We start from the raw sequence: 14,612 nt of genomic DNA on the forward strand, positions 1-14,612 counted from the left end.
CCGCAGGCCGGATTGCCGCAGCCATTCCACGGACTCAACGCAACCGCACACATCGTCATAGCAAGCCAAGAAAGGACCAACCAATGGCTAACATCACCCTCGCGGATCTCACCGCCAACTCCACAGCCGCCGCGTCGCCCGCCACCCTGGCCGACCCGAACGCCAACGCGCTCGTCCCCACCGCCAGCGAGGCCGCCGCCGACGCAGCCCTCAGCCCCGACCAGCAGATCGCCAAGCTGCCCCCGGAGGCGCAGGAGCAGATCGCGCAGATGGCCCAGGCCATCAACTTCACGCAGCAGGGCATCGAATCGTCCTACGGCAAGGACGTGCAGCGCGCCACCAGCAGCTTCGCCGACGAAATCCTCTCCGACACCCGCTCCAAGGACACCGGCGAGGCCGGCGAACTGCTCACCACCATGCTCGTCACCATCGACGAGGCCGAGCTGGGCGGGTTCAGGAAGCTGCCGATCATCGGCCAGGTGGCCGTCTCGATCGACAAGCTGCGCCGCCGCTACCAGAAGGTGGATGCGCAGATCGACGACATCGTGGCCAAGCTCGAGACCGCGCAGGCCCGGCTCGTGGCGGACATCTCCATGTACAACACCATGTACGATCAGAACGCCCAGCAGTACCGCGAGCTCAAGATGACCGTGCTGGCCGGCAAGAAGGCGCTCGCCGACTTCAACGCCACGCAGCTGCCCGCGCTGGAGGCCGAGGCCGCCAAGTCCGGCGATCCGATGCAGGCGCAGGTGCTCAAGGACTTCAAGTCCAAGCTCGACCGCTTCGCCAAGCGTCTAGATGATCTGGACCGCATCAGCGTGGTCACCCTGCAGACCGCCCCGCAGATCAAGATCATCCAGAACGCCGACCAGACGATCGTGGACAAGATCGACACGACCATCTCCACCACCATCCCGGTGTGGAAGAGCCAGATGGTGATCGCGCTCGGCCTGTCCAACCAGCGCAAGGCCCTGGATCTGCAGAACAAGGCCGACGATGTGACCAACAAGCTGCTGCAGCGCAACGCGACCGCCCTGCACCAGGGCGCGGTGGACGCCGAGAAGGCCAACCAGCGCTCGGTGGTGGAGATCGAGACGCTGGAGAAGATCAACAACGAGCTGATCTCCACCCTCAAGGAGACCGTGCAGATCCAGAAGCAGGGCAAGGCGAACCGCGAGGCCGCCGAGGTCAAGATGCGCAAGCTGGAGTCCGACCTCAAGCAGGCCCTGATCGACAACGCCCGCGCGATGTAGGGCGCTCCCAACGTCATCCTGAGCACTGAGCCGTGAAGCAAACGCCGGTGGCGTTTGTAGGCGAAGGCGAACGACAGTGAGCAAATAATGCTGCGGCCGCAGGCCGACCGCTATTGCGGTCGAGCCGCCGCCAAGGCGGCGGCGGTCCGGCGCAGCCGGACACCGTAGTCGGAGCCGAAGGATGACGGGGTAGTCGCTTTCTGTCATCCTGAGCGAAGGCGTAGCCGGAGTCGAAGGATCCTTAACTGTCTGCACTATGACTTTAGCGTCGAAAGTGACGAAGTATCCTTCGACTCCGCCCTGCCGGGCTCCGCTTAGGGTGACGGGCTGGGCGGTCTCGATCTAGTCCGCGTCCCGGGCGTCCTCAAGCCGCGCGATCAGATCGCCGTACCCCTCCTCGGCCATGCGGCTCTTAGGCACGAAGCGCAGCGCGGCTGAATTCATGCAGTAGCGCAATCCGCCGCGATCGGCCGGCCCGTCGGCGAACACGTGGCCCAGATGGATCTGCGTGTCGGCCGTGCGGATCTCGATGCGCGGGCGGCCCGGCACCCGATCGTCCTCGTGCTCGGTGAGCAGATCGGGGCTGATCGGCTTGGAGAACGCGGGCCAGCCGCAGCCGGCGTCGAACTTGTCCGTGGACAGGAACAACGGCTCGCCGCTCACCACGTCCACGTACACGCCCGGTTCGAAGGTCCGGTCGTACGCGTTGACGAACGGGCGCTCGGTGGCCGCGCGCTGGGTGACCGCGAACTGCTCGAGCGTCAGGTCCCAGATCCGCTCGATGTACTTCTGGCGGCGGCGCACGTTCGCGATGGCCGCGAGCGGGATGTGGCAGTAGCCGCCCGGATTCTTCTCGAGGTAGTCCTGATGGTGCTCCTCGGCCGGGTAGAAGTTGCGCAGCGGCTCCACGAGCACCGCGGGCCGGCGGGGATCGCGGTCGATCAGCTGCTCGAGCGCGGCGATGTACGTGTCGCGCTGGGCGTTGCCGGTGGCGTGGGCGGCGATGCTGCGGGCGGCGATGGGTGCGCTGTCGGCCGGGGCTGCGGCTGTCGGCTCCGGCTCGGCTGTCGGCTCCGGCTCGGCGGGGGCGCTGGATTCGGCGGTGGCGTGCGGATCGGTGCCGTCCTCGGTGCCGCCCGACTTGTCTTCCGCGCCGTCGAGGTAGAACATGCCCGTGCGGTACTGGCGGCCGTGATCGGGGCCCTGCGCGTCCACGCTGAACGGGTCGATCACCTCCAGGAACAGCAGGGACAGCGTGCGCAGGGTGACGCGCGACGGAACGAACGTGACCTTCACGGTCTCGGCTGCATCGGTTTCGCCCGAGCAGACCTGCTTGTAGGTGGGGTTCGCGACCTTCGACTGCGCGTATCCCACGGTGGTGTCCACGACCCCGTCCACGGCTTGGAAATACCGCTCCAGCCCCCAGAAGCAGCCGCCCGCGAAGTACGCGGTTTCGGTGTGTGATGTCTTGTTTTCGCTCATGCGCCCAGTATGCCACCGCATGCCGTCCGTCGGGCTGTGCAGCGCATCCGATCTGCTCATTCTGCGTGCCAATCGTCGCCAATCGTCGCAAAATGAGCAGATCCATTGCGCAAGTGGCCCAAATCGGCCCGTTGCACAGCGGATCTGCTCATTCTGCGCGTCGGTCACCACAGAATGAGCAAATCCGATGCGGCAGGACATCAATCGGGCCTTCAATCGGCCCGCGGCCCATTGAATTTACTCATTCTGCGTCCGGGCGCTTCGGGACCGGGGCTTCGGGTCCGGGGGACGGGGCTTCGGACCGGGCGAACTGGGCAAATCCGGCCGTCGCGTTTCCAAACTGGGCAGATCGGGCTGGACAGATCGGGCAGATCAGGACTGGTGGTGCCCTGTGACGTTTTGAGTCGGGACAAACTGGGCAAACCGGGACATTGGCCGGCCTCATCGCGTCTTGGTGTAGTAATTCCGGACGAAAATCGGGCCGAAACCGTCCGGAATTACTACACCCCCGCCGCCAAAGCCCATCCCCGCCCAGTTCGCCCAGTCCTTCGCGGCCCGCCCAACCCCGATTTCACTCACGGTGAAATCACGGAATGACTGCCCGGCGGGAATGTTGGGGGAAGTGACAAGGATGACGATGGAGCCCCGGGAGGGGTTCCGGGAACGGCAACGATAGGCGCGGCGCCCGAAAGGACGCGACGCCAAGCCAAACCGCTCCAGCTCCTGACAAGGAGTATTGGTTATGGCTATGTTTCCGGCTTTGATGAATGACACGATGTTCTCCGATCTGTTCGACGACCCGTTCTTCGAGGGTTGGCGCCAGACGGACAACGGCGGTGCGATGAGCGCCGCGATGGCCAACGGCATGATGTGCACGGACGTCAAGGAGACCAAGGACGGCTATGACGTGGACATCGACATGCCTGGCTTCAAGAAGGAAGACATCAACCTTGAGCTCAGCAACGGCTATCTGACCGTGTCCGCCCGCCGCGACGGTTCGCACGAGGACAAGGGCGAGGACGGCAAGTGGCTGCGTCGCGAGCGCTACGCCGGCTCCTGCTCTCGCAGCTTCTACGTGGGCGAGGACATGAAGGAGTCCGACATCCACGCCAGCTACAAGAACGGTACGCTGTGCCTGCAGGTCCCGAAGATGGACGCCAAGCCGCAGGTCGAGGCGAAGCATCAGATCGCCATCGAGGGCTGATTTTCCCTTCGATCGCGATCGCTCAGGCGGGATTTCCGCGGTCTGCCGGCTGCGCCCGCCGTTGATTTGGCCTTCTCAGTGGCCTGATTTGTGAATCGCTCTTGGTTGGCGCTGTTCCCATGCGCCGCCCGCCCTACGTGTCCTACGCCGACTAGTCTCGCGGACGACCAATGGAAGCAAGCCAATCATCCGAAAATGCCGTGTGGAACGCTGCCGAGTTCCGCACGGCATTTTTGCGTTCTGGGGCGGATTGGGGGCTGCGCAGAATGAGATTCGCGGGACAGCGCTCGGAAGTATGAAGTATTGAACGCGAGCAAGCCACCATTATTGGCCGCGGGATCCGCGCTCGGGATCCGTTCGCGGCAGTTGTAAGAAGGGTTTCGTGCCTATCTGGCGAAGTGGGGGCGGATTTCGGCCTTTGCAGAATGCTATACATGAAAGTGGGGGCGTCGACAGTCCGTCCTCGACCTCGATGGGGCCTGTCGCAATGCCAAAAACGCCCCAATATGGCATGTTTTGCATGCCGATTATTCGGTCTACGCGCCCCCACTTTCATGTATAGCGCTCTGCAACCCTCAAAATCCGCCCCCACTTTGCCAGATAGACGGTCAGATAGGCCGGATACACAGCCAGATAGACCAGATAGCCCCGCGCAGTCCTCGAAATCCGCCTCGCCAACGGTCGGCCCCGGCCGGCAGACTGGGGCAGACTGGTTCCGATGCGGTCGAATGGCCGCGTCGCAGCCATAAGCGGAGAAAGCGAGAGTGACGGCATGACGACGAACGGCGACGACGGGCACGTGATTTCCTCGCGAGCCACATCGGTGGGACTGATGGCGATCCTGCTGTGGAGCATGATGACGGGTCTGGTCCGCGTTGTCGCGGAATCCTTCGGCGCCACGCTCGGTTCCGCGCTGATCTACACCTTCGGCACCGTGCTGCTCATGATCTTCCGCCGCCCGGCGCCCCTGCGCGAATGCCCGCGCAAGTATCTGGTGTTCGGCGGCGTGCTGTTCGTGTTCTACGAATCGGCCATCTCCCTGTCGATCGGGCTGGCATCCACGCCCGAATCCTCGGTGGAGGTGAGTCTGGTGAACTACCTGTGGCCCACCATGATGGTTCTGCTCGCCGCCGCCTTCGGGCCCGCAGTGAAGTCCGCGAAGTCCGCGAAATCTGCGAAGTCCGCGCTGACCTCCCGAGCCCGCGCGATCATCCGCGTCCTGCCCGGCGCGATCGTCGCCACCGCCGGCGTGGTTCTGGCCGTGGGCGGCAACAGCGGCCTCGACTGGGGACTGGCCGCCGGCCACATCGCCTCCAACCCGCTGCCGTACCTGCTGGCCTTCTGCGGCGCCGCCGCATGGTCCGTCTACGCCGTGTTCACCCCGGTCCTCGCCAAGGGCTACGACGGCACCTCCCTGTTCTTCCCCGTGGTGGCCGTGGCGATCTGGATCATCCACTTCATGTCCGGTCAGGGCTGGCCCGCCGTGGCGCCGCCTTGGTACGGCTGGATCGCGGTCCTGGGCGCCGCCGCGTCGATTGCCGGCGGCTATGCCTGCTGGGGCCACGGCATCCTGCACGGCAGCATGACCACGCTCGCCATGGCCTCCTACGCCACCCCGGTGCTGTCCACCGCCGCCAGCGCCGTGCTGCTGGGCCTGTCCCTCACGTTGCCGTTCTGGTGCGGCGCGCTGCTCGTGGCCGCCGGCTCGATCCTCAACTGGTGGATTTCCTCGCGCAACCGCGGCTGACCCTGATATCGTGGAACAATCCGGTCGAGCAACAGGAATGGGAAGTCAGATAGTGTCAGACAACGTAGTCGCGACGGTTGGCGCCGCCAATCCGCGCGCCGCCGCAGGGCATATCCGTTGGTTCGACCCCGCCGCGCTGATCGTGGCGATTCTGGGATACGGCATCGATTTCGCCGGGGCGATTGTCAACAACACCAGGCTCTTCGAGGATCCGATCACCGACCAGCTCATCCGCGAATCGGCGCAATCCGGCATCCTGTTCTCCGTGGTGGTGTACGTGGCGGCGCTCGCGGCTTACAACTGGGCCGATTTCAGCACCCGGTCATCCGCCGCCCAGTTCGCCCGGCAGGACGCGCCCGCCGCAGTCGGAACGCCTGCCGGCCAGTCCGAATCGCAGCCCGCCCAAGCTGACTCGCAATCCGCCCAGCCCCCGCGCAACCCCATCCTCCGCGCGCTCAACGTCTGCCTGCGCGCCCGCCGCCCGATCACCTTCAAGGCGTCCCTGCGCAAATACTTCCTCCTCTACTGGCTCGCCACACTCCTCGGCTGGTCGCTGTGGATCGCCGTCACCTGGCCCGGCGCCATGCGCGACGACACGATTGCCCAGTTCATGCAGACCTCCGGCAACATCCGCTACTACACCCAGCACCCCCTGCTGGACACCATCGTCTTCGGCTGGTTCTGGCGGTTCGGCGCGGCCACCGGCAGCCTGATGAACGGCCTGGCCGCCTACACGGTCGCGCAGGTCCTGGCCCTGTCGCTGTGCTGCGCCTTCGCGCTGTGCTACATCCGCAAGCTCGGCCTGCCCTTCCTGGCCTCCCTGCTCGCGGTGCTCTACTACGCCCTGAACTACGTTGTGGTGGGCGGCGTGACGATGATGGGCAAGGACACGCTGCATGTGATCGCCATGCTGCCCACGGCCGTGCTGTTCGTGGAGATCTGCCGCACGCGCGGGCGTGTGCTGCGCCGATGGCCGGTCGCCACGGCGTTCATCCTGCTCGTGGCCCTGTCCGTCGCCTCGAAGCGCACCGCGCTGATGATCCTCGTCCTGGCCTTCGCGTTCGCGCTGATCGTGGTGCGCGGCAACCGCAAATGGTTCTTCGCCTGCGCGATGGCCGGCCTAGTGCTGGCCCAGTGCGTCTGGGGGCCGCTGAGCGTGATGGCCACGGATGCGGCCGTCACGGAAAGCCGCGAATTGTACGGGGTGATCACGCAGCCGGTGGGCCGCGTTCAGGCCAAAAACCCGAGTGCGATTAGCGCGCATGATCGCGAGCTGCTCAAGGGCTTCATGGATGTGGAGGGGGCCGGCGATCGCTACAACCCCTCCCGCACGGACGAGACGGTCTGGTCGCTCGTTCCCCACGCGTCCACGGCCGCCAAGTGGGATGCGGTCCGGGCGTGGGCGTCGATCGGCCTGAAGAACCCGGCCGACTATGTGATGGCCTATGCGGGCACGACGATGAACTGGGCATACACCGGCAAGGGCTCCAACTTCACGTACCCCACCGATGCCGACTATCTCTTCAGCGAGTCGTACATGAAACAGTGGGCCACGTTCATGACCCACACGCCACAGGACGATCGTCTGCCGGCCGCATACCGTCTGCTGGGCGATCTGATGGGCACGTCGAACAAGGCCGATTGGCAGCGCAACGTGGCTGAATCGGTCAGGCGCGCGGCGGATCAGGGCAACCGATGGATGAGCATCGGCCTGTACGTCACCTACGTGCCGATGATCCTCGTGGGCTACCTGATCTCCCGCCGCCGATGGGTGGCGCTGGGGGCGACCTCGCTGCTGCTGCTCACGGTCGCCTCCCTGTACGCCAGTCCGATCGTGCTGTTCTGGTACCCGGCCTCCGAGTACTTCATCCTGCCCCTGTTCACGGCCCTGCCGTTCTGCGGCACGGAGGTTCGCCCGCGGTCATCCTGAGCGAAGGCGCAGCAGTCCCTTCCTGTCATCCTGAGCGGAGCGCAGCGGAGTCGAAGGATCCTTAATTCCCCGCACTAGTGCATACAACGCTTAGTGCACAGTGGCCAAGGATCCTTCGACTCCGCTCCGCTTCGCTCAGGATGACAAAAAGCAACTCCCTAGTCATCCTGAGCGGCAGCGAAGGATCCTTCGACTCAGCCCTGCGGGCTCAGCGCTCAGGATGACGTTGATGGGCGGGCCGGCCCGCCCATCAACGTCAGATCCCCAGGTACTCCTTCCAGGCCTTGACGGTGGTCATGCGGCGGAAGGCCTCGTGGTACAGCTTGTCCAGCTCGGCCTTGCGCTCGCGGTACGCCTTCACGTCGTCCTTGTAGCGCTTCCAGATCTCGTTGAAGCGCGCCTGGTCCTTGTGGCGGATCGCGGCCTTGCGCTGCGGGATGCTCACCGCCACCACGGTCTCCGCCTCGCGCAGGGCGCCGCCGATGTACGCGCCGCCGGACGCCTCGCAGATCGCCACCTTGCCGTGCTTGGTGTAGGGCAGCGGCGTGCGCTGACCGTTGAAGGTCATGAAGTCGAGGCCGCGCTGGAAGAGCGAGCGCGGCTTGTCGCGCGCGATGTCCGCGCTGGTGAGCGTGCGGAAGTCGATGCCGAGCTTCTTGAGCTCGTCGTCCAGCTCCTCGAGCGGCACGAGCTTCTCCGCCTTCTTGTGCGACTCCAGGAACTTCTTCTCCGCGAAGCCGGGCGCGAAGGTGGTGTCCGGGCCCTTGAGGAAGTCCTCGAAGCCCTCCAGCGCCAGCTCGGCGTCGGCGTAGTTGAAGCGCTTGAGCTCGATCTGCACCTGGCGGTACAGCGCGTCCTCGAAGTCGGAGATGGGCGCGGCCCCGGAGGCGTGCCGGATGATGAACAGGTTGCGCGCCACCTGGTAGCGCTCCACGGCCGCGTCGTAGCGCATGAAGAAGGGGGAGTGCCACACGCAGATGCCGTTCATGCTCATGATCTTCGGGGGATTGCGCAGCGAGTACTCCACATCGTCGTAGCGCACGAACAGCGGCAGCGGCAGGCCGCGCAGCTCGATCTGCGTCATCGGGATGCAGCAGTACCACCACGCCTGGTACTTCTGCGTGCGCTGGTCCTCGCAGCCGGGCAGATCGTACGGCGGCTTGAAGGCCTCGTTCTCGATCACATCGTGCAGCACGCTCATGCGCATCACCGGCTTGAGGGACTGGCACCAGCCGTCCTTGTTGAAGAAGCCGATGTCCTCGTGGCGGATGTCCGGCTCGTCCAGGCTCATCATGCCGCCGGAGACGAACGCCTCGCGCCACTCGTCCTTCACGGCCTGCAGCAGGCTGTACGTGCGCAGCAGCGACTCGGGGGACAGGGAGATGTCGTCGTCCATGAGGATCACGTGCGTGGCCTTGGGCTCCTGCTCGATCGATTCGATCATGCCGCGCGCGAAGCCGCCGGCGCCGCCGGAGTTGACGTTCGGGTGCAGCTGGATGCGGTCGGAGGCGAACACCTCGTCCTCGCTCAGCGTGCGGCCGTTGTCCACGATGTGCAGCGTGAAGTGCTTGCCGGCCTCGGTGCCGGAGCCGATCACGGAGTCGCGGAAGATGTGCGCGTTGCGGCGGATGTACGGCTCCTTCTTGAACGTGGTGATGCACACGGCCACCTCCACGTGCCGCACGTCCTCATCGTCCAGATCCATGTCCCAGCGGGCGTCGCGCACGTCGGTGACGCCGGGGGCGGTGATGATCGCGCCGAACAGCACCGGCGTGCGGTCGTTCGCCAGGCCCTGCGGCACGTCGATCGTGATCTCGTGCCACTCGTCGTCCGCGGGCGCCTCCACGCAAAAGCCCTTGCCCTCCACCACGGTGGGCTGGTAGGAGTAGGTGTCCGCCATGGTCAGGGTCACGCGGATCGACGCCTTGCCGTCCTCGTCCACCACGGCCGGATCGATCGCCACGAACGGCGACGCCTTGACCGCCATGCGCAGGTGGAAGGCCTTCGCGTTGGTGTACTTGCGCCACTTGGCCACGGACAGCGCGTTGAAGAAGGTGGTCAGATCGTAATCGCCGGCCACGGGCAGCTGGAACTCGCGGTGGCCGCCGTCGATGTAGGAGGGCGTGACGGGGTGATCGGCCCGCATCCACAGCGTGGGCTGCTTGGCATATTGCGGGATGTCGTCGATGCCGATGTTCTGGGCGGTCAATGTCTTCATGTTCCGGAACGCTCCTAGTCCGTTTGATTACCATTGCAAGCCATGGCCCGATCCAAGCCATGGCACGATCGGTCCGCGGTTCGCAAGCTCTCCGCCGCGGCGTGTCTTCACACCGGAATGCTAGCAGATGGCGCTTGCCGACGGCGCTGATAGGATGATGCCGTGACGAAAAACGCTCAGAATACCCAGAATGCGGAGAACGCCGAGGATCTGCTCTCCGAGGACGGCACCCTGGACTTCACCAAGGCCCCCGTGGTGCTCAAGGTCGATCATGTGAGCAAGTCCTTCCGTCTGCCCACCGAGCAGGCCACGGGCCTCAAGCAGGCGTTCATCAACTGGACCAAGGGCATCAAGGGATACCGCATGCAGCAGGTGCTGGACGACGTGTCCTTCGAGGTGCATCAGGGCGAGTTCTTCGGCATCGTGGGCCGCAACGGCGGCGGCAAGTCCACGCTGCTCAAGCTGATCTCCGGCATCTACTGCCCGGACAAGGGCACGATCGAGACGCACGGCGATCTGGTGCCGTTCATCGAGCTGGGCGTGGGTTTCAACCCGGAGCTCACCGGTCGGCAGAACGTCTACCTCAACGGCGCCCTGCTGGGCTTCAGCACCGAGCAGATCGACGCGATGTACGACGACATCGTCGATTTTGCGGAGCTGGGCGATTTCATGGACCAGAAGCTCAAGAACTATTCCTCCGGCATGCAGGTGCGCTTGGCGTTCTCGGTGGCGATCAAGGCGCAGGGCGACATTCTGGTACTCGACGAGGTGCTGGCGGTGGGCGACGAGGCGTTCCAGCGCAAGTGCGCCGATTTCTTCTCGCAGATCAGCACCGACCCCACGAAGACCGTGATCCTGGTGACGCACGACATGGACGCGGTCAAGCGCTATTGCACGCGCGCGATGATGATCAAGGACGGCAAGGTCCGCGTGATCGGCGACAAGGAGAGCGTGGCGCAGGAGTACACGCTGGCCAATCTGGAGGCCGAGCGCGCCAAGCAGCGCAAGGAGCGCGAGGCCCGCGGCGGCTACCCGAACGGTCTCAACGCCCGCTGCCCGATCCTCAGGACCGTCCCCGTCTCCAAGCCCATGTGCACCACCAAGGACATGTTCCGCTTCGATGTGGAGTACCAGTTCGACGAGCCGGGCGACTTCTACCTGGCCATCGCGATGAACGACATCCGCCGCGGCGGCATCACGTACGACACGGGCGCGAAGATCATCAAGATGACCAAGCACGGCCATCAGACGGTGCATTTCGAGCTGCCCTGCAAACTGTTCAACGATGGCGAGTTCCGCCTGATCACATCGCTGCGCACCCCGTCGCTCACCGATCCGAACTTCACGGACACCGTGGCGGTGGCGATCGACGAGAACGCCTGCACGTTCGTGATCCGCGATCCCGATTGCCGCGATCCGTACGCGCTGTTGAACGACGACGCCATGCGCATCCATCAGATCGACGACGACGGCAACATCATCCCCGACCTGATCGATCTCAAGGCGGCGGAGCAGGCGGCCGGGCGGTAGGTGCTTCGCAGGCCCGTCTCGTCATCCTGAGCACTGAGCCGTGAAGCGGACAGCCCGGTGGGCTGTCCGTAGGCGAAGGGAGCCGCCGCCAAGGCGGCGACGGTCCGGCGCAGCCGGACACCGTAGCCGAAGTCGAAGGATCCTTGGCCATTACGCACAAATCGGCGGTTCCAATGAGTGCAGGGGATTAAGGATCCTTCGACTCCGCCCTTCGGGCTTCGCTCAGGATGACGTAACCTCAGCTTCCCATACTCGGCGTGACCCGGCGTGTGACTCGGTGTGGGTTGTGACATGGGGCGTGACCCGGCGTGCCCACTCCCAGTCACGGTGGGGTTCAAAATGGCTTTATTTCAACGATTTTGAAACCCTGTGACCCGGCGTGTCCACCCCATGTCACACGCCATGTCACCAATGCACGCCCCGTCACGCACGCCGAGTCACGGTCTGCACGCCCCGGGTCACACTTCCGTTACACCTCCGCGTCGCGGAAGATCCGCTCCCAGCGTCCAATGCTCGCGAAATCGTACCGCCGGTAGGCCTTCGCGATCTTCCCCCAATTGCGGTACAGCTTCATGTAGAGCCGCGCATTGCCGCGGATCATGCGCCGGTAGAGCCGGCTGTCGCGGCGGAACCATTCCACGCCGTCGCCGTCGGGCGTGGTGACCAGCGCCGAATCGATGCCCTTGAACGTGGTCCAGAAGGCGTCCTTGTACGGGACCATCACCTGCGGGCGGGTCGACTTCATGCCGTTTCCGCGGCCCAGCAGCGTGCCCAGATACGTGCGCAGGAGCAGCAGGCTGATGCCCCTGCGGCCCAGATGCCGTTGCTTGGGAATGAACAGCCGCTCGGGGATGGGCGCCGCGTCCACGTCGATCACCGTGGAGTCGGGGAAGCCCTCGCGGGCCTTGCGCACATCGGCGATGATCGTGGGGAACGTGTCCACGATGTGCTGCGGTCCGGCCAGCAGATCGACCATGGCCTTGTGCCTCAGCGCGATCGCCGAATACGTGAGCTTGCAACCCGCGTTCACATCGCCGGCCACCATCTCGCGCATGAAGTGCCAATTCGGCTTGTCGCAGTACAGCACGCCCTGAATCCACCGGTTGCGCAGCACGAAGTATTCCTCCCACGTGCGCAGCGGGTCCTTGTCGTGCCAGGCCTGATGCCAGACCGCCACGCCGGGCAGGCTGACCGTGCGGAACCCGTGTCTGCGGGCGCGCAGACCGTATTCGATGTCGTCGTGCTTGATGAACACCGGCATGGCCAGGCCGATCTCGCGCACCACCTCGGTGGGGATCAGGCACATCCACCAGGCGTTGTAGTCGGTCTCGATCCGCTGGTGCCAATTCGGGGACTCGGCGAGCGGCTGCTGCGCGAAGTCGTGGTTGTACGGGCGGCCGATCACCGGGCCGTGCATGTTGGTCACCGGGTTCCAGTGCTCGCCGAGCGTGAACATGACCGTGCGGTTGTCCAGATGGAACATGCCGCCGCCCACCAGCGTGGGCTTCTTCGTGTAGTCGGCGAAGTTGAGCGCGCGCAGGATCGATTCCGGCTCGCTGATCGCGTCATCGTCCAGCAGGAGTACATAGTCGCTGCGGTTCGCGCGGACCGTTTCGAACATGCCGCGCGAGAATCCGCCCGATCCGCCCAGATTCCGCTGGCGCAGGTAGGTCAGCTGGCCGCCCATGTCCGCGGCGGTGTCCTGGAAGCCGGGCTGGTCGCGCACCAGATCGGTGCCCTGATCGGTGCAGTAGACGGTGTCCAGACGCTCGCGCAGGGCCGGCTCGCCGGCGATGGCCTTCAGCTGGTTGTGGCAGTACGACGGACGATTGAACGTGGTGATCGCGATGGACAGTGTGCTCGCCTCGTGCGTGCGACGTGCGGAGACGGGCACCGACCATGCGGCGTCGATGATGGTCAGGGGCCGATCGTCCCCGGCCGTGGCGTCGAACCAGAAATAGCCGCCGTCCAGCATGCCCTTGAGCGGCATGTCGTAGGAGATGGTGTGCGATTGTGCTGCGGCAGGCGTGCTCGCCGGCAGATCCTTCACGGGCGCGATGAAGCCGCGCGCGTTCGATTTGTGCAGGGTGACGGTGCCCTCGCCGCGCACGGTGGCCGTGAACCTCACCGTGCGCACGGCTGTCCATCGGCGCCAATAGCTGGCCGGGAACGCGTTGAAGAACGTGCACAGGGAGATGCGCTTGCCCGGTTTGACGGTGATCGACGTGCGGCCGTCAACCGTGAACACATCGCGGCTGATCGTCTGCCGTACTCCCGCGTCCGCGCCATCGCCGCTCGCGAGCCCGTTGCCCGGTCCCTTGCCGCGCACATGCGCCAGAGGGTCGAGGGCCGCCTCGGTGAGGCGCGGACGGGTCCATTCCACCGCGTACAGCGGCATCGTCAGATCCCGATCCTTCACCGGATAGACGACCCGGTTGACGACTTCCCACTGCTCCTGGGGGTTCTTGGCGTTCGGCATAGGGCTCATTATACAAACGGATTTCTCATGTCCTGCTTGGCGGGGGTGCGCTGGGGCCGGGCGGCCCTCTGCTCGGCGGGGTGCGCTGTGATTGGGGCGGCCCTCATCCTGAGCACTGAGCCGTTAAGCGGGCAGCCCTGTGGGCTGCCCGTAGGCGAGGGGAGCCGCCGCTAAGGCGGCGACGGTCCGGCGCAGCCGGACACTGAAGGGCGGAGTCGAAGGATCCTTGGACATTTCGCGGAAAATCATAATGCGGGGAGTTAAGGATCCTTCGGCTCCGCGCTTCGCGCTACGCTCAGGATGACGAAGAAGACCGCTGGATGGGACTCGGAATCGCAGGACCGCCCGACTACGCCGCGAGTCTGGCCTTGTAGTCCTCGCCCCAGCTCCACAGGGCGTCGATGACGGTCTTGAGGCTTTGGCCGGTGGCGGTCAGCGAGTACTCCACGCGCGGCGGCACCTCCGCGTAGACCTCTCGGTGCACGAGCCCGTCGGCCTCCATCTGGCGCAGATTCGCGGTGAGCACCTTCTGCGAGATATGTCCGATCGACCGGCGCAGCTCGCTGAATCGCTTGGTGCCGTCCAGCAGATCGCGGATGATCAGGATCTTCCACTTGTCGGAGATGAGCGTGAGGGTCGTCTCCACGGGACACGCCGGGAGCGTGTTGACATCGACCATGATCGTACCTTCCATAATCGTTGGAATCATCCAATGGTTCCTTTTGGGTAACTATAGCACTTTATTGTGCCTTCTTCCTTTTTGGGATGT

General features: G+C 64.9%; 9 protein-coding genes. 5 read left to right on the top strand and 4 right to left on the bottom strand.

Annotated features, from left to right (window positions below; translation table 11 throughout):
- The first annotated feature begins 83 nt into the window (after positions 1–83).
- On the top strand, positions 84–1,253 hold the full coding sequence (locus tag EMO90_RS04890; RefSeq protein ID WP_223849720.1) for a toxic anion resistance protein: 1,170 nt from the start codon (positions 84–86) through the stop codon (positions 1,251–1,253).
- A gap of 342 nt (positions 1,254–1,595) precedes the next feature.
- Here the strand turns inward: EMO90_RS04890 and msrB are convergent, their stop codons facing one another.
- Complete coding sequence (gene msrB, locus EMO90_RS12380) at positions 1,596–2,735, bottom strand: peptide-methionine (R)-S-oxide reductase MsrB (RefSeq protein WP_223849719.1); 1,140 nt, start codon at positions 2,733–2,735, stop codon at positions 1,596–1,598.
- 742 nt (positions 2,736–3,477) lie between these two features.
- On the opposite strand from msrB, the gene EMO90_RS04905 reads away from it, so the two are divergent.
- The 3 genes from EMO90_RS04905 (at position 3,478) to EMO90_RS04915 (ending at position 7,616) form a co-directional block, all read left to right on the top strand.
- Positions 3,478–3,939: an Hsp20/alpha crystallin family protein gene (locus EMO90_RS04905; protein WP_150353800.1), complete on the top strand. Its 462-nt coding sequence runs from the start codon at positions 3,478–3,480 to the stop codon at positions 3,937–3,939.
- 772 nt (positions 3,940–4,711) lie between these two features.
- Entirely contained in the window at positions 4,712–5,686 is a 975-nt protein-coding gene (gene yddG, locus EMO90_RS04910; RefSeq protein ID WP_150353799.1) for an aromatic amino acid DMT transporter YddG, read from the top strand.
- Between the two features lie 52 nt (positions 5,687–5,738).
- On the top strand, positions 5,739–7,616 hold the full coding sequence (locus tag EMO90_RS04915) for a DUF6020 family protein (RefSeq protein WP_150353798.1): 1,878 nt from the start codon (positions 5,739–5,741) through the stop codon (positions 7,614–7,616).
- A 256-nt stretch (positions 7,617–7,872) separates the two neighbouring features.
- Here EMO90_RS04915 and EMO90_RS04920 read toward each other — a convergent pair whose 3' ends face one another.
- Positions 7,873–9,834, bottom strand: a complete 1,962-nt coding sequence (locus tag EMO90_RS04920) for a glycosyltransferase family 2 protein (RefSeq protein WP_150353797.1) — start codon at positions 9,832–9,834, stop codon at positions 7,873–7,875.
- 210 nt (positions 9,835–10,044) lie between these two features.
- Between EMO90_RS04920 and EMO90_RS04925 the strand changes: the two genes are divergently transcribed.
- A complete protein-coding gene (locus EMO90_RS04925) occupies positions 10,045–11,364 on the top strand; it encodes an ABC transporter ATP-binding protein (protein WP_223849724.1) in 1,320 nt (439 codons plus the stop codon).
- Positions 11,365–11,833: 469 nt separating this feature from the next.
- Here EMO90_RS04925 and EMO90_RS04930 read toward each other — a convergent pair whose 3' ends face one another.
- A complete protein-coding gene (locus tag EMO90_RS04930; protein WP_223849718.1) occupies positions 11,834–13,843 on the bottom strand; it encodes a glycosyltransferase in 2,010 nt (669 codons plus the stop codon).
- A gap of 349 nt (positions 13,844–14,192) precedes the next feature.
- Positions 14,193–14,552, bottom strand: a complete 360-nt coding sequence (locus tag EMO90_RS04935) for a winged helix-turn-helix transcriptional regulator (protein WP_150353794.1) — start codon at positions 14,550–14,552, stop codon at positions 14,193–14,195.
- Between the last annotated feature and the right edge of the window lie 60 nt (positions 14,553–14,612).

The organism is Bifidobacterium vespertilionis (assembly GCF_008698145.1).
Taxonomy (GTDB): Bacteria; Actinomycetota; Actinomycetes; order Actinomycetales; family Bifidobacteriaceae; genus Bifidobacterium; species Bifidobacterium vespertilionis.